Below are 21,820 nucleotides of genomic sequence, written 5' to 3' on the forward strand. Positions count from 1 at the left end.
TCCCGGTCCTCACCCTTCATTTATATTATTTCCGACTAAAAAACCATCAAAAACTTCTAATTACATCACTGAAATCTACATCTCAATTGTTACACTTGTTCTATAACCATAAGCAGTCGCCCGCTTTTAAAGCGGCAAACTAAAAGCTGTATCCATAAAACCAATAAACGTATAACAAAAAACTAAAGATAATCGACACAGAGAGTCGCCTGGGCTCCATTGGATTATGTAGTAGCGGAATACGGGCGAAGACTGGGATGTCTTATCTGGAGGTGTCCAATGACACTACTATATAAAGCCGAACACATTAGCAAAGTTGCGCCTGTCACTCGCACACCGGGCATCGCCCTTCTTACTCTTTTTTTGGGCATTTCGCTCATCTGTACAGCTGAAGAAAACCTGGAAATCCCCGACTCACTGCTGCCGGACTTAAAGCCGGCGGAAGCCAGCTTTGAAATGATTTTTGAAAACGGAGATGGGTTGGATATTACCTTTTCGGAGGCACTGATCAATTTTATTCCAGAGCAGGAAGCCGCCAACAAGACCACAATGGAAACCATCACGCTGGCAATCATGAACAATCCGGAGATGGCGGAGATTTTTGTGGCGGGGTTGTTTGCGCCTCCAGCGGCTGGAGGCCCTGAATATAATAAGAATCAGCAGGCAGCAGAAGCAGATAGAGAAGCCGCAGCCTATAATCCGGACAGGCTGGCCCGGCTGGAAACCTCAATTGCGGCGACTCTCCTGTTTGGCCAGCTGGTGGAAGTACAGATAGTCCCGGATTTCCGTCCGCCTAACTTCGACAACCAAACCTACAACACAACATCCAGGCCTTAATGCCTGAATCAAAAAGCTGATATCTTGAACGGGAGCCCTTTACTGGGCTCCACCGGCTTTCTTGGATTGCAGAGCGCGAATTTCCAACGCGATCTCACTAATGCGGCTGTCCAGCTCTACAAATCGCTGAACCAACTGGTTTCGGGTTTTATCCAGACCACTCAAATTCTCTTCAAGCTCTTTCAACCGCGCATCATAATTATTCTGCCCAAGCTTGGTGACATTACGCTCAACCCTCGCGAGAGACTGCGTCTGGGACGAGACAGAATCCTCAAGCTTTTGAATTCTCTGCCCCATCTGGCCTTCCAGAAGCGATTGTCCCGCTTGAATTTCTTCTGTGGCTTTCTTTAATTGATTGATGGATGCCGTGCTGCTTTCAGACAACTTGGCAATCGCCTCTTCTTGCTTGGCAATGCTCTGATTATGAGAATCATCCATTGCCACCAGACCCGTCACCTCCCCGGCCAATCCCTGCGTACGATCATTGTTGGCCTTCAGGTCAGCCTGCAATGCGGTGATTGCCTGTTGATTATCCTCAATCCACGTCTTGTTTCGCTTATTGGCAACATCCCACAGTTTGCGCATTTCCGAATCCAGGAACTTCAGCTCCCTGGCCATCTCATTACCGCTTTGCGCCATGGTGGCATCAGTCTGGTTGATCTGCCCTTCCAGCCTTGCAGTGATCAGCTTACTTTGGGAAATAAACTGACGCGCTTGATCCAGCTGCTGCTCCAAAGTCTGAATCGTATTTTGCTGGGAGTTCACCTGCCAATACCCAAACCCGGCCAAAATCACCACCATCAAAAACACAAACACCAGTGCAAACTGGGCTGACTTTGTCAGACTGACCGTATTAGGATCGTGCTTCTGCACCGGCGCAGCAGGCTTGTCTTCGGTGACAGTTTTTTCCGTCGCAGACGCAGTCTTGGGGGGGCGTCGCTGTGAACGGAACCGGTCTACTTCATCTTTTTCCGGCTTTATGGTGTCCATATTTCCTCTCTAACCCAGAGCTTATCCGCGAAAAATTGAATCTTCGCAGGATAGGACTAATAACAATTTGAATTTTTGAATATTATTCCGATTTTCCTTGTCAAGATAAAGCCCGGCTATCTGGAATGGGAACCGACGCCCAAGAAGAACAGGAGCTGAGAAAACCTCGCCAATTTCCGCGTATTCATTGACCTCCTGTCGTTTCCAGGCATTTCCCTCCTTTAAATAGCCGTATTTATTGGCCTTAAGAGGTTTGCATCACCTGAGGCGACTCACTAAACTATGCGGCTCTTTTTTTTCGTATATTAATTGCCTAATTGCACACGGCACAGAATTCATCCTGCTTCACTGAAGAATAGTGTTCATAGCAGCTGGCGTCGATTGAGGAGACATCATGCAGCCTTTAGTTGGGATCATCATGGGGTCCAAGTCTGACTGGCCCACCATGGAGCACGCCGCTCAAATGCTGGACACTCTTGGAGTGCCCTACGAGACTCAGGTCGTGTCGGCCCACCGCACCCCTGACAAGTTATTTGATTATGCTAAATCTGCTGAGGACAGAGGCCTCAAGGTGATTATCGCTGGCGCCGGCGGTGCCGCCCACTTGCCAGGCATGGTCGCTTCACAAACCGTCTTGCCTGTGCTGGGAGTTCCAGTACAGTCAAAAGCACTGAAAGGTCTGGACTCACTGCTGTCCATCGTCCAGATGCCCGCCGGAATTGCTGTTGGCACCTTAGCCATAGGTACGGCAGGTGCTGCCAATGCGGGACTGATGGCGGCCCAGATACTGGGTACCACCGACACCACGGTCCGGGAAGCCATCAGAACTTTCCGTCAGCAACAGACTGACAGAGTTCTCGACAATCCCGATCCCAGACAACCTTAATCAAGTTATTTCAGCATCCTGGTGCACGAATCCTATGGCCAATCCTTCTAATTCACACGCATTCAGCCAGACACGCCCAACCAAAGTTGGAGTACTGGGGGCCGGCCAGCTCGGCCGAATGATGGCATTGGCAGGGTTGCCGCTGGGTCTGGAGTTTTCTCTTTACGATACATCCGGAGCACCTTCCGCCGGATTGGGGCAAATTTTTTCTGATCCGGAAAATACCCAACAGGAACTCGACCGCTTCCTGGACTCAGTGGATGTAGTCACCTACGAGTTCGAACACCTTCCACTAGATTTGGCCCGGAATATCGCTTCCCGTAAACCGTTGTATCCAGGCGTGGAAGCCCTGAGAGTGTGCCAAAACCGGGAATTGGAAAAAGGACTGTTCAGACAACTGAATATCCCCACACCGGAATATCGCATCGTATCCAGTGCCGAAGAGCTGGAAAAAGCAGCCGCCGAACTCGGCACTCCAGTCGTTGCCAAATCTATAACAGAGGGCTATGACGGCAAGGGCCAGGCTGTTCTCAAATCACCAAGTGAGGCCAAAGCCGCCTGGGAAAGCATCCGCCACCCACGACTGATTGTGGAATCGTTCGTCAATTTCTCCCGGGAAGTCTCGCTGATAGCCGCGCGCAATACCCAAGGCGAATTCGTCGCCTACCCTCTGGTCGAAAATATCCACCATGAAGGCATATTAAGATACACCATTGCGCCTGCCCCCCTCGTTTCTGAGCAAACCCAGAATACAGCGTCCGATTATATCCACACTCTGATGGATCACCTTGACTATGTGGGCGTTTTGGCACTGGAGCTGTTTGAAACTCCAGAAGGCCTGCTGGCCAATGAGATGGCACCCAGGGTGCACAACTCCGGCCACTGGTCCATGGACGGCGCTCATACGGGACAGTTTGAAAACCATCTGCGGGCAATCCTCGGGCTACCTCTGGGCGACACGGCTCCTCACCGGGTCAGCGGCATGATCAATTTGATCAGCAGGTCCGTGGACCCAAGCCAAATCCTGAAACTCAGGGACACTCATCTGCATCTCTACGGTAAAGATGAGCGCAAGGGTCGCAAAGTCGGCCATATCAATGTCAACGCAGAAAGTTACGACGAACTCAAAGACAAGATAGAGCGCTGTCTTCCATTTGTTCCGGAACATGCCCCATTTACCTGGAACCCTGAGCTGGACACCTGATCCAGCTCTTAATCACCAGCTCACAATTACCAGCTTTCAATCCATTGCCACAGAGCAAAAGGTTCCGACCTGATACTTATTATTAATTAATGCCATTGAAAACTTTGAATTTTTCGGGATAGTCCCCATTAATATGGCATGCTATGATTTTGAGCTTGGGGAAGAGGTAACACTCTCGGGGCTTGCAGGCACAGGATATGACACACCTGCACCACTACTGATGCAATGATTGCAGCCAAACAGTGACAGCAACCACAAATCGTAGTCAGACTTCATAACAATCCCGGCACCCGTCGTGGGAAGCTGGGGAAACCGTACCCATAATCGCTCGTTCATATCCGACCAGGATCATGTGATAGAGTTGGGATCAATACATTTATAAATGGAGAACACCATGGCTTTTGAACTTCCAGAACTCCCATACGCGAAAGATGCACTTGCCCCTCATATTTCAGAAGAAACTCTTGAATATCACTACGGCAAACACCACAAGACCTACGTAGACAAGCTGAACGGTCTGGTACCCGGAAGTGAGTATGAAGGAAAGAGCCTGGAAGATATCATCAAGACTTCCAGCGGCCCGGTTTTCAATAACGCAGCTCAGATCTGGAACCACACTTTCTACTGGCACTGCCTGAGCCCTAACGGTGGCGGAGCGCCTACCGGTGCTGTTGCTGATGCAATCAATGCTGCTTTCGGTTCTTTCGAAGAATTCAAGAAGCAATTTACCGACAGAGCCATCAACAACTTCGGTTCCAGCTGGACCTGGCTGGTAAAAAATGCAGACGGCTCTCTCGAGATCGCCAACACTAGCAATGCAGGCACTCCAATGACTGACGGCAAAACAGCTCTGCTGACTGTCGATCTGTGGGAACACGCGTACTACATCGACTACCGCAATGCCCGTCCTGCTTACATGGATGCTTTCTGGAATCTGGTTAACTGGGACTTCGTCGCGAAGAACCTTGGTTAATTAAGACTAAAGTAAGTAAAAAACCGGAGCCTCTGCTCCGGTTTTTTTTTGATATTCATAGTGCTACTGGAAGATAATCAGGTTTGAAAATCAAAATAATAAGGAGACGGACGAATGATGATCAAATGGCAGATAATTTGGGGTTTCAACAGCAAGACACTACACTTAGTTCGTTAATATTGAAGTCTTTACACTGACTTCAACGTTGTTCCCCACTGTACTCAGCTCACGAATGGATATGGATAAATCACCCCGGCTTTCCTGGCATCAGAGCCTGTCGGCACAATTAATGAACCGCGTGCTCATCACAGCACTCATTGTCGGCTTTATTCTCAGCGCCGGTCAGATTGTCTTCGAAGCGGTCAGAACCTCTGACGAAATGAATGATGATGCCAGACAGATGCTGGCAGTAGTCAGAGATCCAGCTACACAGGCCGTCTACAACATTGATCCGGATCTTGCGGCCCAGGTACTGGAAGGGCTTTTCGAAAAACGCTCTATTCGACACGCCGTCATATCACACCCCAACAACCTGGTCCTGGCCGAAAAATCAAAGCCGTTGCTTCATGCGGACTATCGCTGGTTTACAGACTTTGTATTCGGAGAGGAGCGCGGCTATAAAATTTCACTTTACCGCCCCACTCCCCAACCCACCTATTATGGGGATTTGTCCGTAGTACTGGATACAGCTTACGCTTCAGAATTGTTTCTTGAGCGCTCAATTTCGATTTTCGTCACCGGCCTGTTACGTGCCCTGGTATTGGCCGTTGTCCTCTATCTGGTCTACCACTATCTGTTGACCAAGCCGCTCAAAGACATTATTTCAGCACTATTGAGAATTAATCCCGCGGAACCCGGCCTACAATCCATCCCAACACCACGGGAGCACGAAAAAGACGAACTGGGTCTGTGGGTACACTCCGCCAACTCTCTTTTAAAATCCATCGAAGAACACCAGAAGCAACGTCATGCCGCAGAAGCCCGGGTTCTCAAACTATCACAATATGATTCCCTCACCGGCCTTCCCAACCGGCTACTGTTTACCAACTATGTCGCCTCGGCGATCGACGAAGCCGAATTGACCAACCAAAAGCTGGCCATTTTCTGTATCGGTATCGACGACTTCAAGTCCATCAATGAACAGATCGGCTACACCCAGGGAGACAAGATTCTCCAGTCCTACGCGGAAAGACTGCTTTCCCAGCGGGAAGGTGTACATACGGTGTGCCGCCTGGGGGGTGACCAGTTTGCACTCATCCTATTCAACGTCACCAGCAACTATCGTGTGGCCAGCTTTGCGGAAACACTCTTGCACGAGCTTAGCCGCCCGTTTGAAATTGACGGCACGCTGATCCCGACCTCATCCACTATCGGCATCACTCTATATCCAGAAGATGCCGGTGATGCCGAGAGGATCATGCAGAAAGCGGAACAAACTATGATGCTGGCCAAATCACAAGGGCAGAATCATTTCCAGTTTTATGTGGCCAGCGTCGACAGCGAAATACGAGACCGGAAACGGCTTGAAAAAGACCTTGCCCAGGCCATTCAGGACAAACAGTTTTTTGTCGTTTACCAGCCGCAGATAGATTTGAGCAACAGCAAGGTGATAGGTGCAGAAGCCTTGATCAGGTGGCAACATCCGGATAAGGGATTCATCCCGCCGGACCAGTTCATCCCCCTTGCCGAGGCAAACGAATCCATTGTGGAAATCGGGGAATGGGTGCTGAACGAAACCTGCCGGCAAATCCGCGAATGGAGCACTCAGGGCCTGGACATCAAAGTGGCGGTAAATCTTTCGCCACAACAACTCAGACAGAAAAACTTCGTCCCCAAAGTACTGTCCATACTGGAATCACACCAGTTGACCACCAGCAATATAGAGTTCGAGATTACTGAAACAAGCTTCATGGAAAATCTCGGGGATGCCATCGCCACTCTCAGACAGCTCAAGGAATATGGGGTGCAATGCGCAGTAGACGATTTCGGGACAGGCTATTCGTCCCTGAGCTACCTGAAACAGCTCCCTATCTACAAAATCAAAATCGACAAGCAGTTTGTCCGCGATCTGTTACAGGATGAAGACGACACCCAGATTGTGCACGCGATCATCCAACTGGGCCGAAGCTTGCGCCTTGAAGTTATCGCAGAAGGTGTGGAAACCAAGGAACAGGAACGATTCCTGAAGCACGACGGCTGTCACCTGGCGCAGGGATTCCTGTATAGTCGCCCGATACCGGCAGATGAATTTTTACAGTACTGCCTCGCTATCGCCAGTGCTGCCGAAGCATAGAATCAACCGATTTAGATCCGTAGACCGATTTAGATCTATCGACCTATTCAGACCCATAGAAAGGAGTATACATGAGCGTTTCAACCATGATTGGAATTGGAGTCATTGTGGTATTGGTGATCTACCTGATCTCCATCTACAACAAACTGGTCTCACTCAAAAACCGCTTTAAAAACGCTTTTGCCCAAATTGATGTACAACTTCAGAGGCGCCATGATCTGATCCCGAATCTGGTGGAATCTGCCAAAGCCTATATGAAGCATGAAAAAGACACCCTCGAAAAAGTCATGCAAGCACGCAACCAGGCGGTAACCGCCACCAAGGCTGCAGCCCAGCATCCAGATGACGGAGGCAAGATCAAACAACTTTCCCAGGCGGAAGGCATGCTCAACAAAGCCTTGGCCAATTTCTACGCGGTTTCTGAAAACTATCCTGACATCAAAGCCAACCAAACCATGCAACAATTGATGGAAGAACTCACCAGCACCGAAAACAAAGTGGGCTTTTCCCGCCAGGCCTACAACGATTCCGTCATGCACTACCACACGTACCGGGAACAATTCCCCAATAATTTCATCTCCGGATTCTTTGGATTCAAGGAAACGGAAATGTTTGAAGTTGAGTCAGAAGAAGTGAAACAAGCGGTCAAAGTCAGCTTTAACTGATCATGCCGCCCCCATTCTCCCGGCAGCCCCTCTTCCTGCTGCCGGAGAGCCCCGACACCCGAGCCCTCACCTGATCTATGGACTTTTTTGAGAAACAGGCAAAAGCCCACCGTAAAACCTATTGGCTGCTCCTTTACTTTGCCCTGGCACTAGCCTCAATGATCGCTATCCTGAACGCCATAGCATTTTGGGGGATACGAAGCTGGGCAGATGCCACACTGACACTGAACGACTGGTTTCAGGAGCCCTTCTGGTGGGCCTCCGGAGCCGTCGTCCTAACGGTCACCGGCGGAACGCTGTGGCGATTAGTGCAATTAAACAAAGGTGGCGAAAGTCTTGCCCGGCTATTGGGCGCGGTACCGGTTGCCCCGAATACCCGACTGCCGCAGGAGCGAATGTTGAGGAACATTACCGAGGAAATGAGTATCGCCTCGGGCGTTCCAATGCCCCGGCTTTACATTCTGCCAAACGAAGCGGGCATTAATGCTTTTGTGGCCGGATACCACCTGGAAGACATGACACTCACCGTCACTCAGGGGGCGCTCGACCAGCTTTCGAGAGATGAACTTCAGGGCATCATTGGTCATGAGTTCAGCCATATTCATAACGCCGATACTCGCCTGAACATCCAGATAGTGTCAGTATTGGCAGGCATATTATTAATAGGAGCGATTGGCGGCTTCCTGTGTCGAAGCGCTTTCCATGGCTCACGAATCGGCGGCATTTCTTCAACATCAAATAGCCGACGGGATGTTCGAAGCTCTTTTGCCCTGTTAGGCGCAGGGGTCGCACTCTTTATCGTCGGCTATACCGGCCTGTTTTTCGGCAGACTCATTCAAGCTGCGATATCAAGGCAACGGGAATTACTGGCGGATTCCTCCTCAGTTCAATTCACCCGCAATCCTGACGGCATCGGCAGCGCATTATTCAAGATTGGTTATACCGACCAACATTCATATCTGCACGGTACTTCGAAGGCGCAAGAGGTAAACCATATGTGCTTCGGCGAATCGGTGCAGCTTCGCAGCTGGTTTGCCTCACACCCGCCGATCAATCAGCGCATTGAGGCTATCGACCCCAAACTGCTTAGCCGCCTGAGATCCAGACACAATGCAGGAAAGCTTCGCCAGCAAAGAGAATATCAAGGCGAGGAAACTTCAACAGCAGCCGGGATAAGCGGATTTGCCCCATCGACCGCCAACGGTACACCACCTCCCTCCCAGCCAACGCCTACGACAAGCTCCAAAGGAATCCATCAGCTTGCGGGAACTGTGTCACAAGCCGATCAGCAATGGGCTTCAAAGGTCGTTAAAGCGCTGAACTCATTATTTGGAAATGCCTTGCACGATCCCGGCTATTGCGAGTTGCTGCTTTATGGCCTGGTACTGAAAGAGACCAGCCTGATGGCTTCCACCAATGTTTCGCAAAGGTGCTCAGACGGTCAGCCGATTCTTACCCATCAACATTACGAGGATTGCTGGAGCAAGCTGAATCAGGTGCCCGCCGAAACATTAATGGCACTTTTGGAGCTGGCAACTGCCGTATTGAAAACCTGCCCTCAGGTGCTCAGAGAGCACGTTGTCAACACACTCAGGGAACTGGTGTCCGCCGACCAAAAGACCACCTTCACAGAATTTGTACTCTTATCTTTTGTTGCCAAGCATCTGCGACAGGCTCCGGCCGGTAAGACTATTGGAAAAATAGCTCCCCTAAGCCAGGAAGTGGCCACGCTGCTTTCCATGTTTTGCTACCTGGGCACTCGGAGCACTGGCCAACCGTCAAGGGGACCAGAGTCATTGTTTAAAGAGATTGCAGCATTACATTTTCCGCTGCTGACACTGGAATACCTGCCCTCGATTTCCTCTTCAAATCTGGAGCGAGCCATTCGCCAGATCAGCAGACTCAGTCCACTATTGAAACCTGCAGTGATTGACGCCTGCGCAGATGCAGTACTTTATGACGAAGCCGTGTCATTGAAGGAGTATCAGCTTCTGCGACTGGTAATAGAGCTTTTTGATAGTCCAATGCCTCCGGTCATACCAGAGACCTTTGCAAAAAGCTTATAGTGGAGCAGCAATGTTGCCGATCGAAATCACCAGCTCTCAAAAGAGATGCGGCTGACAATCAATTTGAAATTCGGAAATAAGGTCGACGCTATCAGGGAAATAAAAAAACCGGGGTAATCCCGGCTTTTTGCTTTTCATCTATTGATCTATTTATTGTTCCAGCTTATTGGCCTTGTATAGATCATTGATATCCGGCTTGACCATTTTCGCTGCATGCTCGTCGCCTTCTGCGTTCTTCTTAATGTTGAAGTTCAGCTCCCACAAAGCATTATACTTTTGCATGCTGATAGCCGAAGCTTCTTCTTTATCCCGCAGAATTGTGGGCTTAAGGAATACCAACAGATTCTGCTTATCCTTTGTTCTGGAGGTACTCCTGAACAGAACACCTAACAGTGGGATATCTCCCAGCAGAGGCACTTTGGCTTCACTGGTACGGTAATTTTCACTGATCAAACCTCCCAGAACGATGGTTTCTGAGTTATCCGCCAAAACAGAGGTTTTGATCTGACGCTTATTGGTAATCAAGTCCGATGCGTTCTCATTTGAGGGAGCGATCGAAGAGGACTCCTGCTCAATTTCCAGTCTCACCAGATCGCCGTCACTAATGGAAGGGGTTACTCTGAGGGTCAAACCAACATCCTGACGCTCGATGGTTGTAAAAGGATTCGTGGTCCCATCTGTTCCCGTGGCTGTCTGACCGGTACGGAACGGAACATTCTGGCCGACAATGATTTCAGACTGCTGGTTGTCCATGGTGATAATGGACGGAGTAGACAGCAGGTTTGCCTGCCCACTGGTTGCCAATGCCTGGATCAGCGCTGCCCACTGTGCACCGCCTTCATTTTGCTCACCCACCCCGATCGCGGCGATATCACCCAGAGCGATGTCTGTGGTTTGTGATGCAATCGCACTTAATACAGCTGATGCAGAAATACCCACGTTGGTGAAGTTAGTCAGACCTGCTGGCCCTGAGTCACCACTAATGTCACCTGCGGCCAGCTGTACGCCCAGCTGACGACTCAGACCGTCACTGATCTCCACGATAGCCGCTTCGATCAGAACCTGCGCCCGGCGAATATCCAACTGCTCTATAACAGCCTCAATTTCCTTCATCATGGAAGGTTCCGCCCGGACAACCAGAGCGTTCAAACCTTCATCGGGGAAAATGCTGACTTTACCTGAGCCCGGAGCAGCTGTGCCTTCACCACCTTTGGCGGGAGCGATATCGCCCATCAAGCCTTTTAACAATTCAGCCAGCTTTTCCGCATCGGCATGACGCAGGTTAATCACTTTTGTGGTTCCGGTTACGGCTGCCGGCTGATCCAGCTTGGTTATCAACTCCCGCATTTTGTCACGGAAGTTCTCGTCTCCTTTCAGAATCAATCTGTTGCTTCGTTCATCCGCCACCACACTGAATTTATTGGCAGACTTGGTTGGCCCCTTACCGAGCTCAGCAGGCGCTAACTCCTCCAGCAGCTTCACCATGTCGCCTACCCAGGCTTCCTGGAGCTGCACAACTTCCAACTCGTAGTTGGAGGGGCTATCCAACTCTCCAACAATTCTCTCGATACGCTGGATGTTATTCACATGGTCACTGATGATCAGGGCATTAGCTGCTGCAACACCCGCCAGATGACCATACTTCGCCACCATTGGCCTCAGGATAGGCACAAGCTCCAGTGCGTTGGCGTTCTTCACCTGAATCACCCTGGTGACCAATTGCTCCTTTGGCACAGATTTAAAAATCTTGAGATTTTCCGCCGTCTGCTTGGCTTCGTTCTGTTGAACAATCTTGATAACGCCTTCAGATGGAATGGCCGCAAATCCATGAACGTTCAGTACCGAAAGGAACATTTCATAGATTTCTTCCTGAGACATAGGCGCGTTGGAAATAACGGTAACCTTCCCCTTTACCCGGGGATCAACTACAAAGCTGTAGCCGGTAATGTCAGCAATCTGAGTGATAAATGCGCGAATATCCGCATCCTTGAGGTTTACCTTCCAGGTTTGATCTTCAGCCCATGCCCCTCCTATCAGAAAGCATGACAACAACAGAGCCAAAACAGAGGTTTTTATCGTTTTCATATCCATAGATTTTTATGATCAGTTGGTATCCGCGTATTTAAGCAATCAGCGTAAAGGATAGTTGATGGTGAATACCGCGCCATCACGCTCTATCTCCACTTCCAGCATTCCGCTTTCGTAGAGTTCCTGCAGCTTTTGCCTGTCTTCCTCAATGTTACCCAAAACATGGCCATTTACAGAGCGAATTACATCGCCCTTTTGCATGCTCATAGCTCCCAGCATTGGATTATTTCCGTTGAACACATACCCCGACGGCCCTTCTCCCGAACTGTTAGGACTTAGCCCTACGGAGGCCAGCGCAGCTCTGGGATCTTCAGCCAGCCTTTGCTGTGCCACATTCATAAACTCTTCCGGGCTACCCACAGCACCAGAAGGATCCGGCCGGGAGACTTCCTCGATGTTGGCAGCAGCAATTGTGGCGCCTTCTTCAAAGGTCAGTTTTTCCAGCGCCCCGGCGCGACTAAGTAGTATATGATCGTGATAAACCGCTGCCAATTTTGCATTTCCCGGCAGCTCTTCATCAATCCGATAATACTCGGCGTTACGCCCCCGTTCTGCAATGATTGCCCCGGACTGTTTTCCTTCGACACCCACCACAACGCCATATAAATCCAGCCTCAGCTTGGTTTCCGGCGCTTCAACCTGCTTAAGGGAAACCTGCTCCTGCTTGGCTTCGGCTTTGCCAAACAGATTCCAGGACAAATAATTTCCCGGAGCAGAGGTTCCACCGGTACTGGATTTTGCCGTTCCCCCTGAAGCCAGTACAACGGCATTTGGAGCTCCCTCCCAGATCAACCAGGTTAACTTGGCAGACTGCCAGGCTACCGTCGCAATCAAAACAACCAGTATCCACCAGGCAAGCTTGGCAATAGTAGACGATTGCATGGGTCTATATCACCTTCTGCTGAATTCTGAAGACCACATCGTCCGGCCCGGAATTTCCACTCCAGGGCGCACCAGCCAAATCAAGCAGGCGTCTTCGAATCTGGATTTTTGCCACGCCATCGGGGCTCAGCTGCGCCTGCATAACGGCCTTACCACTTGCCTCTTCTGCTACCTCAAGCGCAATTTCCTGCCCTTTCTGGGTAATCTGACCGACTAATGGCGGCATGACCGCAGACTGGACCTGCCTACCCATAGGGTAGCTGACGGTCCCACCGGCCCATTTACCCTGGCCGGTCAGCTGTATTGGCTTACCAGTACTGGTATCCACCAAAGCATTCAGACGCTGAATGGTTAAAATCCCACTCAGATCCAAGCGATGTTGCCGCAGCATTGGATTCAGAGCAGCGAGGTCCAGAACCAGATTGCCATTCACCTCGGCATTTTCAGACCCTTTAAGCGCTCCATTGGCACTCAGCTCAATACGGTCAGATCTGAAATCAATATGGATCAGGGAATCGGAAGTGATCAGACTCAGCGGGGACAATTCCCAGGAAACCACGCCTTGCAGCTGAGAGCTGTTCAGCAGGGCTTCGCCGTCCCAAAGCGTCCCGTTCGTCTGTTGTACCTTGACCGGTAACTGCTGTAGGGGAAGCACTCCCTGAGCATATTCCCAGGCGAAGCTCACTGGCATGTACAACACTAGAGCAGTCAGATAACTCAGGGCGGCCACAACGATTATCGCTAAGGATTTAAGAATCACTTCCAGCCCTTTAAATACCGCATATTACTTACTCTCTTACTTCCATTTATTCTAGTTATCCTGCGAAGCCGTGCCCCTTCTCACCCGGGGTTCTTTTGTCTTCGTAGTCACCGTCGATTCATGACGGAATAAATCTTTGCCTCAACTGATCCATGACAGGTCGACACATTGTGACAACAGAACCGTGACCAGCAGAACCACAACTATCGACCTCGTGACAATTGTGTCAGTAGCCGAACTTTCTAATCAATTAGCAGCACTATAGCAAGCCTGAGGATAATTTTCGGCGTTAACGTTCGTTAATACTCTAATTTCGAGACAATTTTCCCCAACACAGAGTCAAATCGCTGCGCACCATATCATACTATTTGGGGGAGTTGTGTGACTATCAGCCACTTAAAGATTTTGCTGAATGATTTCCAGCCTTGGCGTGTACATTAACAAACCACCTCTGAATCACTAGATCGATTCCCATGATTCATCAAGGCTCCATAGGTAAGGTTTATCAATGCCAAAAAAAACCCCGGAAGTTCCGGGGTTTTTTCGGATCGGGGGGGATGACTTACATCATACCGCCCATACCACCCATGCCGCCCATGTCAGGCATTGCAGGAGCAGATTTATCTTCAGGAGCGTCAGTTACCATGCACTCAGTAGTGATCATCAGACCAGCAATAGAAGCGGCTGACTGCAGTGCAGTACGGGTAACTTTAGCAGGATCCAGGATACCCATTTCCAGCATATCGCCGTATTCTTCAGAACCAGCGTTGTAGCCGAATGCGCCTTCGCCTTGCTTAACCTTGTCGACAACCACTGAAGGCTCGCCACCAGCGTTATCAACGATTTGACGCAGAGGAGCTTCCATAGCACGACACAGCAGGTTGATACCAACGTTCTGGTCAGCGTTGTCGCCTTTCAGGTCACCGATAGCCTGCAGGGCACGGACCAGAGCCACACCACCACCAGGTACCACACCTTCTTCAACAGCTGCGCGAGTTGAGTGCAGAGCATCTTCAACACGTGCTTTCTTCTCTTTCATTTCTACTTCAGAAGCAGCACCAACCTTGATGACCGCAACACCGCCAGCCAGCTTGGCTACGCGCTCTTGCAGCTTTTCACGGTCGTAATCAGAAGAAGTGTCTTCGATTTGACGACGGATCTGAGCAACACGTGCTTCGATATCGCCTTTAGCGCCAGCGCCATCGATCACAGTGGTGTTTTCTTTGGTTACCACGGTACGCTTGGCAGTACCCAGGTCGTCCAGGGTAGCGTTTTCCAGGGTCAGACCCACTTCTTCGGAAATAACGGTACCACCGGTCAGGATAGCGATGTCCTGCAGCATTTCTTTACGACGGTCACCAAAGCCAGGAGCTTTAACAGCTGCAACTTTTACGATACCGCGCATGTTGTTAACAACCAGAGTTGCCAGCGCTTCGCCTTCCAGATCTTCAGAGATGATCAGCAGAGGCTTGGAGGACTTGGCAACAGCTTCCAGTACAGGCAGCAGTTCGCGGATGTTGGAGATCTTCTTGTCAACCAGCAGGATGAAAGGATCTTCCAGTTCAGCACTCATGTTGTCCTGGTTGTTGATGAAGTAAGGAGACAGGTAGCCACGGTCGAACTGCATACCTTCAACCACGTCCAGATCGTCTTCCAGACCGGTACCTTCTTCTACAGTGATAACACCTTCTTTACCAACTTTTTCCATGGCTTCAGCGATGATGGCACCGATGCGCTCGTCGCTGTTAGCAGAGATGGTACCAACCTGGGCGATAGACTTGCTGTCGCCACATGGACGGGAAATGCTCTTGATTTGTTCAACGGCAGCGATGGTCGCTTTGTCGATACCACGCTTAAGATCCATTGGGTTCATGCCGGCAGCAACCGCTTTCAGACCTTCGTTCAGGATAGCCTGAGCCAGAACAGTTGCAGTAGTGGTACCGTCACCAGCTTCGTCGTTGGTTTGGGAAGCAACTTCCTTCACCATTTGAGCACCCATGTTTTCGAACTTGTCTTTCAGTTCGATTTCTTTGGCGACGGAAACACCGTCTTTAGTAACGGTAGGAGCGCCGAAAGATTTGTCCAGAACAACGTTACGGCCTTTAGGTCCGAGAGTAACCTTAACGGCGTCGGCCAGAATGTTGACACCTTCAACCATACGCTTGCGCGCGGAATCACCAAATTTCACGTCTTTAGCTGACATAGTTATAAATCCTGTTAGTTAGAGTTGATGACAATCAATAGGGTTCGCGTATCGAGATGGCGGAAGAATTAGTCTTCCAGAACACCGAATACGTCGCTTTCACTCATGATCAGCAGCTCTTCGCCGTCAATCTTAACAGTGCTACCGGCATACTGGCCGAATACCACTTTGTCACCGACTTTGACCGCCAGAGGACGCACGTCGCCGTTGTCCAGGATACGGCCTTCGCCCACAGCCAGTACTTCACCTTGAGAAGGCTTTTCTGCCGCATTGCCAGGCAGAACGATACCACCTGCAGTCTTAGTTTCTTCTTCCTTACGGCGTACCACGATACGATCGTGTAATGGACGAATATTCATCTCGTTATTTCTCCCAGTTAGATTTAACTAGCCGATTTTTTTGTGGTTGATAGTCTGCTACTTCCCACTCAGAGCAATAGACGCCTGCAGTAAGCAGCAATAAATTGTGGTTGGATAAATGGGGGTATCAGCCTCAATTTCAACACCCCCAAACAAAAAAATTTGGAAAAAAGTTAATTTTTTTCCGATTTGCTATCCTGGCCATTGTTTTCGCGAGTGTATTCCCCCTCGAAAACCCTCACGCTATCGTCTCCGCCAGGCTCGTTGAACGGCGAGCGCCCTCCTGCCTGACTGCCTCCGATGTCCGGCCCGGAATAAAACGATCCCTGTTGATAGAAGGTTTGAGTACGGATACTGGAGCTGTTTACCAAACGTTTTTGAAGAAATCCGATCAACCCCTTTCGGGTAAATGGCAAAATCAGGCTTAACCCCAATACGTCAGTGATAAACCCCGGCGTGATCAGCATGACGCCGCCCATCAGCAGGGCCACACCTTCCATTAACTCTGATGTGGGCATTTCACCCCGATTCATCTTCTCCTGGACCTGGGCAATCAGACTGAACCCCTGACGGCGGAGCAGCCAGACACCGGTCATCCCGGTGAGAATCACAATGCCGACGGTGGCCCAGAAGCCAATCATCCCTCCTACCTTGATAATCAGGAATATTTCACAAATGGCAACCAACGGTATCAGGAATGGAAGACGGCTAAACATGAGATCTCAATCTGGCCCTTTATCAGGGGAATGGATAGGTAAAAAGTACAATGACAGTTATGAAGATGGTTACAAATATGGAAATATCAACCCACCTTCGATAATTTATCGCCCTTGAAGATTTAATTTTCGATTCGTGAATGGTGGACGCCACCCTGTCCGCCACAATAACAAAACCCAAAAGGTTAAGAAGGATAAAAACTATGCAAGTTAAAGACGCTGTTGTTGCTATTACTGGTGGTGGCCAAGGGTTGGGACGCTCCATGGCTCTGTATCTGGCCGCAAAAGGTGCCAGGCTGGCCCTGATCGATATGCTGGAAGACAAACTCAATGAAACGGTGAAGCTGTGCGAAGAAGCCGGCGGGCAAGCCAAAGGCTACGTCTGTAATGTCGCCAAAGAAGATCAGGTAGAAGCGACTTTCAGCGCCATCAGCCAGGATTTCGGAGGCTTGGACGCGCTGGTCAACAACGCTGGAATCCTGCGTGACGGCATGTTGCTCAAGGCTCAGGACGGGAAAGTCACCAAAAAGCTCAGCCTGGAACAATGGCAGGCGGTCATTGACGTCAACCTGACCGGTGTATTCCTTTGTGGACGTGAAGCCGCAGTCCAGATGATTGAATCCGGCCGCAAAGGCTGCATTATTAATATTTCCAGCGTTTCACGGGCCGGCAATTTTGGCCAGACCAACTACTCTGCCGCCAAATCCGGCGTTGTGGCAATGACGGTTGCCTGGGCCAAAGAATTGGCCCGATACGGTATTCGCAGCATGGCAATTGCCCCCGGCTTTATTCAAACAGAAATGACAGCCTCCATGAAACCGGAAGCCCTGGAAATGATGACCAAGCAGATTCCGCTTCGCAGAATGGGGCAACCGGATGAAATTGCTCATACTGTGGCCTACATCATCGAGAATGACTATGTCTCAGGCCGCGTTGTTGAAGTGGACGGCGGCATAAGAATATAGGTCTGCATTGACCGTAACAGCAGAGATTGAGGGCCTGGGCGGCTCTCAGTTTCTTCCTGCCTCCCCCTATTCACAAGAGCCTTATTCAAAAGAGCATTACTGTATGCCTGCCTCTGAGGTAAACGATCGAATCCAGGCCATCTGGTTTGTTGTCAGCCGAATTCCCAAGGGAAAAGTGTCAAGTTACGGCCAGATAGCCCGTATGGCAGGACTTCCCGGCTTGTCACGCTACGTGGGTTATGCGTTAAGACAATTACCGGAAGAGACCGAAATTCCCTGGTTCAGAGTCCTCAACAGCCAGGGACGTATTTCATTTCCTCCCGGGAGTCCCTCTTTTTTACGACAACAGAGTCAGCTTATACTGGACGGCGTAGAAGTCCGGCAGGGAAGAGTTAATCTTAAGCTTTTTGGCTGGAACCCTTAACAGCCCTGTTCAGCAGCTGCGGAAGGATATCCCATGAACGGCAATCGCTCTCATCATAATGAGAAGCCCCAGTTCGATAAGACGCTCGAGCAGGCTCAGCTTGAGGAAAGCCCGCCAGATTCCAGCAAAGGCCGCACTGGTTACGATTGGAAATCTCTAGCCACCAGGGCTCATGCCCTCACCCATCTCGGCCTGCGCTCAGCGGGAGAAGTCTCCAGACTGGTGGCTGAAATGCATGCCACCATATCGTCAACACCAGGTCTTTCCCTGAACCTGAAACGCAACCCGTTTCAAGGTCAAATCAGGTCGACTGACGCGCCGCTGCCCTATCAGATTGTCAGCGGAACCTTTGACTGGCTGTCCCAATTGATGGAGGCCACCTCTCCCGGAGAGGTAGACTTCGCCGATTCCCGCTGGCGCAGGATGAGATCGGCATTGAACGGGATCACCGGAGACAAACTGGAACATTGGCACAACAAACTGGCCATACAGATGGCTTTTGTCGATTTACACGGCCATAAGATGGCTGACAGCAAAACGGCTTCAACGAAGGGACGAGTGCTGTTTCTCCACGGACTCTGTCACTCGGAACTGGACTGGCTGTCCAGGTCACATATTCGCTATGTCCGACAACTCGAAGAGGCAGGGCAGCAGGTTATCTGGCTACGGTACAACAGCGGCCTCAATATATATCAGAATGGAAACAGACTGGCCGATCTGCTAGAACTCAACGGTATGGGAGATCTTCCCCTTACCCTGATCGGCCACAGCATGGGAGGCCTGGTCATTCGTAGTGCCTGTCTTCATGCGCAAAATACCAATCAACGCTGGCTCGACTCGCTTTCACAGGCAGCCTACATAGGAACCCCTCATCTTGGCGCGCCTCTGGAACGGGCCGGTAATCTGGCAAACTCCCTGATACAAATCACTCCTTACGTGAAACCATTCGCACGACTGGGCAATATCCGCAGCCAAGGCATCCGGGACTTGAGATTTGGCTATATTACCGAAGCAGAAGCAATGGCCGGCGAATCGTCCCGAAAGGATGTGAGAACGATGATTGAGCCCTTACATCCAGGCTCCAGACATCTTTTTATCGCTTCCGACCTCACCACGCCAGCAGGATACGATCTGATTGGAGATGGGCTCGTCCCCGTCAGCAGCGCGCTGGGCGAACACCGATCGGAGCACATGAATTTAACTGCACCGGACATGGAAAAAGTGTTTATTGAGCATCTTGATCATATCGCAATGCTCAGGGATACCAGAGTCTATAAGACGCTGGAGAAACATCTCAGCTTTTGAGCTCTTGGCTTTTGAGCTCTTGGCTTTTGAGTTATTGATTGTTGAGCTCTTGATTCAAGGCAATGGCGGCCGAGAAAGCTTGTAGTGAGTTCACCAGGGCTTGGGCAATCTCGACATGTCCTGCGATGCCGTCCGCATCCAGTCCACTTCCCAATAAAGGCACTGACACTGACGCTTCCTCGATGATGTTGCCGGACATGGTGGTAATCACCTCCCGTAAAGCGGCCTGGGCATGGGAGGCTCTGGGGGAGGTATTAATCAGTGCCACAGGCATGTAGACAAACTCCTCTCCACTTACCAGCCAATCCAGGGCATTTTTCAACACTCCAGAAATTCCATGGGCATATTCAGGGCTGGCAACGACCAGCCCATCCGCTTTTGCCAGCTCCCCTTTCAAATCCTCCACGGCAGCGATATGACGATCTTCAAGATCGGGGTTAAACAGGGGCAGGTCCCCTATTCCCTTATAGACGACGAAATCAATACCTTCAGGCGCTAGCAGGGACATGGCCTCAATTACAGCGCTATTGTAAGACAGCTTTCGTAAACTGCCGGAAATGGCCATCACTCTCATATGTTTCAATGTACTCCTCAATGCCTGAATCTATTTTCTATTTTTCTAACGGGTATTCGACTGCGATCTGATTTGCCTTAGACCAGAATCCGGGTGGGCGGACACCTAGTCTCCAACATCCTCTCCGGTAGCCTCAGCAGCCGACAAATTGCCGTTCGCTTTGAATGCCTGGGAGCGATAGTCTCGGCCAAACAGCACAAAACTATTTGCCGGACCTTCAAATCGAATTTCATCAACCGCCATCGCCATAGAAGCATTCGGTCCGATAAAAAGACGTGCTGAATGGAAATGGCGGATATCCACTCCAAGAGCAACAAAGTCTGCCAGTGGGATCGCAATCCGAACCCAGTCGTCTCCTATGCTGGCATAATTTTCCACATTGAATCCAAGGTCTTTTTTATTAACGGCGTCGTTGAGGTGAATGTAGAGCTTGGATAGTGGGGTGACGCCAAGGTTTTTCATATACACGACCAGCGTATCGACGCCCATTGCCGGCAAATCATAATCTCCCTGCCAAAGCGTGTCTCTGAATATTCGAAATGCATCCCAGTGAACGTCTTCGCCGGACAGCAATAGATACTGACCGTCCCCAGGGCCTGGAGAGTCATCCGCATTCCGCGAGAAGCTCAGCAACCAGTGGTATACAACATAGCGGCCAAACTCATTGTAATGATAATAATACCCATCCCCTCCATAGTTGCCCGCTGCATCTACATGGCTGTCCAGATGATCGTACGCCAGCTCCAGAAAATAGTTTTTCACGGCGATAATATCCCCGTTTCCATCCCTGAAAACATGATCTTCTTTTACCCCATAAGCGCCATCCCAGGAGTTATGACCAATGCCTGCAAAGCTGGTCAGTTTGGCGGGGTATCGTGGAGGATAGTCAGGATCGCCACAGCCATTCAGTTTCTTGTCAATCGCACTCTTTCCTGAGTTGTAACCGACGGTCTTATCCTGATCGCCGTGGAAGGCCCAGACCGCAATATGGTGTATCGCTTCGCAATCAAACTCCTGGGGATACCAGGCAGCAATTGGAACCGCCGCAGCGATGGTGTCGGGTCGATCTCTCAGTACATTGTAGGTGCCGTTACCTCCCTGACTCAGCCCTGTGACATACACCCGATCCAGATCCACATTGTAATTGGCAATCGCGTGGTTATAGATTTTTTCATACCGGTCCTTATACATTCCGCATATACCGCTGGACCCGGCGGGCAATTGGGGAGCCAAAACAATCATGGGTAAAGACTCATCCCACAGCCCGTCCCGAATCAATCTGGCAGGCCCGACATTGGAGGTTTTACTCAGAATGTCCATATCAAGCGAATAGGTCCCATCACCATTATTGATGGTGGCATCCCCACATTCACCCAATCCGTGAAACGCTATCAGTAGAGGGTACCCCTGAACATTCACAGGATCGTAATTACTCGGAAAGTGGACAAAACCGTTGAAGGTCCGGGGTGATTCCATCATACCGTTAACAGGCACCAGTTCTGCCCGGCTCAGAAAAGAAAGAAACAGAAAAGTATAAAACAGACAGAAAGTAAGTATTTTCATGACGCATCCCTGACATCGAATGATCCAGACAAGGCGGACCGGGGGCCAGTCCAGGCGTATCCCCAGT

19 protein-coding genes are annotated in these 21,820 nt (G+C 50.3%); 10 read left to right on the forward strand and 9 right to left on the reverse strand.

Annotated elements, in window-relative coordinates:
- Window positions 1–279: 279 nt before the first annotated feature.
- The gene (locus BTA51_RS09555; protein ID WP_094707197.1) at window positions 280–837 is read left to right on the forward strand and encodes a hypothetical protein; all 558 of its coding nucleotides are present in this window, start codon (window positions 280–282) and stop codon (window positions 835–837) included.
- Between the two features lie 39 nt (window positions 838–876).
- On the opposite strand, the gene BTA51_RS09560 is transcribed toward BTA51_RS09555, so the two are convergent.
- Window positions 877–1,827, reverse strand: a complete 951-nt coding sequence (locus BTA51_RS09560; protein WP_094707198.1) for a hypothetical protein — start codon at window positions 1,825–1,827, stop codon at window positions 877–879.
- Window positions 1,828–2,221: 394 nt separating this feature from the next.
- Between BTA51_RS09560 and purE the strand changes: the two genes are divergently transcribed.
- The 6 genes from purE (at window position 2,222) to BTA51_RS09590 (ending at window position 9,914) form a co-directional block, all read left to right on the forward strand.
- Window positions 2,222–2,713 carry a 5-(carboxyamino)imidazole ribonucleotide mutase gene (gene purE / locus BTA51_RS09565; RefSeq protein WP_094707199.1) on the forward strand — a complete coding sequence of 164 codons (492 nt, stop codon included), beginning with the start codon at window positions 2,222–2,224 and terminating at the stop codon, window positions 2,711–2,713.
- A gap of 34 nt (window positions 2,714–2,747) precedes the next feature.
- The gene (locus BTA51_RS09570; RefSeq protein WP_094707200.1) at window positions 2,748–3,917 is read left to right on the forward strand and encodes a 5-(carboxyamino)imidazole ribonucleotide synthase; all 1,170 of its coding nucleotides are present in this window, start codon (window positions 2,748–2,750) and stop codon (window positions 3,915–3,917) included.
- A 394-nt stretch (window positions 3,918–4,311) separates the two neighbouring features.
- Complete coding sequence (sodB, locus tag BTA51_RS09575) at window positions 4,312–4,890, forward strand: superoxide dismutase [Fe] (protein ID WP_094707201.1); 579 nt, start codon at window positions 4,312–4,314, stop codon at window positions 4,888–4,890.
- 238 nt (window positions 4,891–5,128) lie between these two features.
- Window positions 5,129–7,183 carry a bifunctional diguanylate cyclase/phosphodiesterase gene (locus BTA51_RS09580; RefSeq protein WP_210404795.1) on the forward strand — a complete coding sequence of 685 codons (2,055 nt, stop codon included), beginning with the start codon at window positions 5,129–5,131 and terminating at the stop codon, window positions 7,181–7,183.
- Window positions 7,184–7,254: 71 nt separating this feature from the next.
- Window positions 7,255–7,848 carry a LemA family protein gene (locus tag BTA51_RS09585; protein ID WP_094707202.1) on the forward strand — a complete coding sequence of 198 codons (594 nt, stop codon included), beginning with the start codon at window positions 7,255–7,257 and terminating at the stop codon, window positions 7,846–7,848.
- Between the two features lie 77 nt (window positions 7,849–7,925).
- Window positions 7,926–9,914 (forward strand): M48 family metallopeptidase, encoded by a 1,989-nt coding sequence (locus BTA51_RS09590; RefSeq protein WP_094707203.1) that lies wholly within the window; start codon window positions 7,926–7,928, stop codon window positions 9,912–9,914.
- A gap of 150 nt (window positions 9,915–10,064) precedes the next feature.
- Here the strand turns inward: BTA51_RS09590 and gspD are convergent, their stop codons facing one another.
- The 6 genes from gspD to BTA51_RS09620 all read right to left on the reverse strand — a co-directional run bounded on the left by gspD (window position 10,065) and on the right by BTA51_RS09620 (window position 16,922).
- On the reverse strand, window positions 10,065–11,999 hold the full coding sequence (gspD, locus tag BTA51_RS09595; protein WP_246840983.1) for a type II secretion system secretin GspD: 1,935 nt from the start codon (window positions 11,997–11,999) through the stop codon (window positions 10,065–10,067).
- A 45-nt stretch (window positions 12,000–12,044) separates the two neighbouring features.
- On the reverse strand, window positions 12,045–12,884 hold the full coding sequence (locus tag BTA51_RS09600) for a type II secretion system protein N (protein ID WP_094707205.1): 840 nt from the start codon (window positions 12,882–12,884) through the stop codon (window positions 12,045–12,047).
- 4 nt (window positions 12,885–12,888) lie between these two features.
- Window positions 12,889–13,644 (reverse strand): type II secretion system protein N, encoded by a 756-nt coding sequence (gene gspN, locus BTA51_RS09605; protein WP_168188114.1) that lies wholly within the window; start codon window positions 13,642–13,644, stop codon window positions 12,889–12,891.
- A gap of 562 nt (window positions 13,645–14,206) precedes the next feature.
- Window positions 14,207–15,847: a chaperonin GroEL gene (groL, locus tag BTA51_RS09610; protein WP_094707206.1), complete on the reverse strand. Its 1,641-nt coding sequence runs from the start codon at window positions 15,845–15,847 to the stop codon at window positions 14,207–14,209.
- A gap of 68 nt (window positions 15,848–15,915) precedes the next feature.
- Window positions 15,916–16,206 carry a co-chaperone GroES gene (gene groES, locus BTA51_RS09615; RefSeq protein ID WP_094707207.1) on the reverse strand — a complete coding sequence of 97 codons (291 nt, stop codon included), beginning with the start codon at window positions 16,204–16,206 and terminating at the stop codon, window positions 15,916–15,918.
- Between the two features lie 173 nt (window positions 16,207–16,379).
- Window positions 16,380–16,922 carry an FxsA family protein gene (locus BTA51_RS09620; protein WP_094707208.1) on the reverse strand — a complete coding sequence of 181 codons (543 nt, stop codon included), beginning with the start codon at window positions 16,920–16,922 and terminating at the stop codon, window positions 16,380–16,382.
- Window positions 16,923–17,125: 203 nt separating this feature from the next.
- Between BTA51_RS09620 and BTA51_RS09625 the strand changes: the two genes are divergently transcribed.
- The 3 genes from BTA51_RS09625 (at window position 17,126) to BTA51_RS09635 (ending at window position 19,616) form a co-directional block, all read left to right on the forward strand.
- Entirely contained in the window at window positions 17,126–17,887 is a 762-nt protein-coding gene (locus BTA51_RS09625) for an SDR family oxidoreductase (RefSeq protein ID WP_094707209.1), read from the forward strand.
- A 103-nt stretch (window positions 17,888–17,990) separates the two neighbouring features.
- Window positions 17,991–18,311, forward strand: coding sequence for an MGMT family protein (locus BTA51_RS09630; protein WP_094707210.1), 321 nt, complete (start codon window positions 17,991–17,993; stop codon window positions 18,309–18,311).
- A 33-nt stretch (window positions 18,312–18,344) separates the two neighbouring features.
- Window positions 18,345–19,616 carry a triacylglycerol lipase gene (locus BTA51_RS09635; RefSeq protein WP_094707211.1) on the forward strand — a complete coding sequence of 424 codons (1,272 nt, stop codon included), beginning with the start codon at window positions 18,345–18,347 and terminating at the stop codon, window positions 19,614–19,616.
- A 31-nt stretch (window positions 19,617–19,647) separates the two neighbouring features.
- On the opposite strand, the gene BTA51_RS09640 is transcribed toward BTA51_RS09635, so the two are convergent.
- Both BTA51_RS09640 and BTA51_RS09645 read right to left on the reverse strand, forming a co-directional pair.
- Window positions 19,648–20,190 carry an NADPH-dependent FMN reductase gene (locus BTA51_RS09640; RefSeq protein ID WP_246840985.1) on the reverse strand — a complete coding sequence of 181 codons (543 nt, stop codon included), beginning with the start codon at window positions 20,188–20,190 and terminating at the stop codon, window positions 19,648–19,650.
- Window positions 20,191–20,295: 105 nt separating this feature from the next.
- On the reverse strand, window positions 20,296–21,753 hold the full coding sequence (locus tag BTA51_RS09645; protein WP_094707213.1) for a hypothetical protein: 1,458 nt from the start codon (window positions 21,751–21,753) through the stop codon (window positions 20,296–20,298).
- Between the last annotated feature and the right edge of the window lie 67 nt (window positions 21,754–21,820).

Source organism: Hahella sp. CCB-MM4 (genome assembly GCF_002260525.1).
Lineage (GTDB): Bacteria > Pseudomonadota > Gammaproteobacteria > Pseudomonadales > Oleiphilaceae > Hahella.

Bases quoted from the DNA above. Each gene is read 5' to 3' on its own strand.
- BTA51_RS09555 (WP_094707197.1), top strand. From the start codon at position 280: ATGACACTACTATATAAAGCCGAACACATTAGCAAAGTTGCGCCTGTC.
- BTA51_RS09560 (WP_094707198.1), bottom strand. From the start codon at position 1,827: ATGGACACCATAAAGCCGGAAAAAGATGAAGTAGACCGGTTCCGTTCA.
- purE (WP_094707199.1), top strand. From the start codon at position 2,222: ATGCAGCCTTTAGTTGGGATCATCATGGGGTCCAAGTCTGACTGGCCC.
- BTA51_RS09570 (WP_094707200.1), top strand. From the start codon at position 2,748: ATGGCCAATCCTTCTAATTCACACGCATTCAGCCAGACACGCCCAACC.
- sodB (WP_094707201.1), top strand. From the start codon at position 4,312: ATGGCTTTTGAACTTCCAGAACTCCCATACGCGAAAGATGCACTTGCC.
- BTA51_RS09580 (WP_210404795.1), top strand. From the start codon at position 5,129: ATGGATAAATCACCCCGGCTTTCCTGGCATCAGAGCCTGTCGGCACAA.
- BTA51_RS09585 (WP_094707202.1), top strand. From the start codon at position 7,255: ATGAGCGTTTCAACCATGATTGGAATTGGAGTCATTGTGGTATTGGTG.
- BTA51_RS09590 (WP_094707203.1), top strand. From the start codon at position 7,926: ATGGACTTTTTTGAGAAACAGGCAAAAGCCCACCGTAAAACCTATTGG.
- gspD (WP_246840983.1), bottom strand. From the start codon at position 11,999: ATGAAAACGATAAAAACCTCTGTTTTGGCTCTGTTGTTGTCATGCTTT.
- BTA51_RS09600 (WP_094707205.1), bottom strand. From the start codon at position 12,884: ATGCAATCGTCTACTATTGCCAAGCTTGCCTGGTGGATACTGGTTGTT.
- groL (WP_094707206.1), bottom strand. From the start codon at position 15,847: ATGTCAGCTAAAGACGTGAAATTTGGTGATTCCGCGCGCAAGCGTATG.
- groES (WP_094707207.1), bottom strand. From the start codon at position 16,206: ATGAATATTCGTCCATTACACGATCGTATCGTGGTACGCCGTAAGGAA.
- BTA51_RS09620 (WP_094707208.1), bottom strand. From the start codon at position 16,922: ATGTTTAGCCGTCTTCCATTCCTGATACCGTTGGTTGCCATTTGTGAA.
- BTA51_RS09625 (WP_094707209.1), top strand. From the start codon at position 17,126: ATGCAAGTTAAAGACGCTGTTGTTGCTATTACTGGTGGTGGCCAAGGG.
- BTA51_RS09630 (WP_094707210.1), top strand. From the start codon at position 17,991: ATGCCTGCCTCTGAGGTAAACGATCGAATCCAGGCCATCTGGTTTGTT.
- BTA51_RS09635 (WP_094707211.1), top strand. From the start codon at position 18,345: ATGAACGGCAATCGCTCTCATCATAATGAGAAGCCCCAGTTCGATAAG.
- BTA51_RS09640 (WP_246840985.1), bottom strand. From the start codon at position 20,190: ATGAGAGTGATGGCCATTTCCGGCAGTTTACGAAAGCTGTCTTACAAT.
- BTA51_RS09645 (WP_094707213.1), bottom strand. From the start codon at position 21,753: ATGAAAATACTTACTTTCTGTCTGTTTTATACTTTTCTGTTTCTTTCT.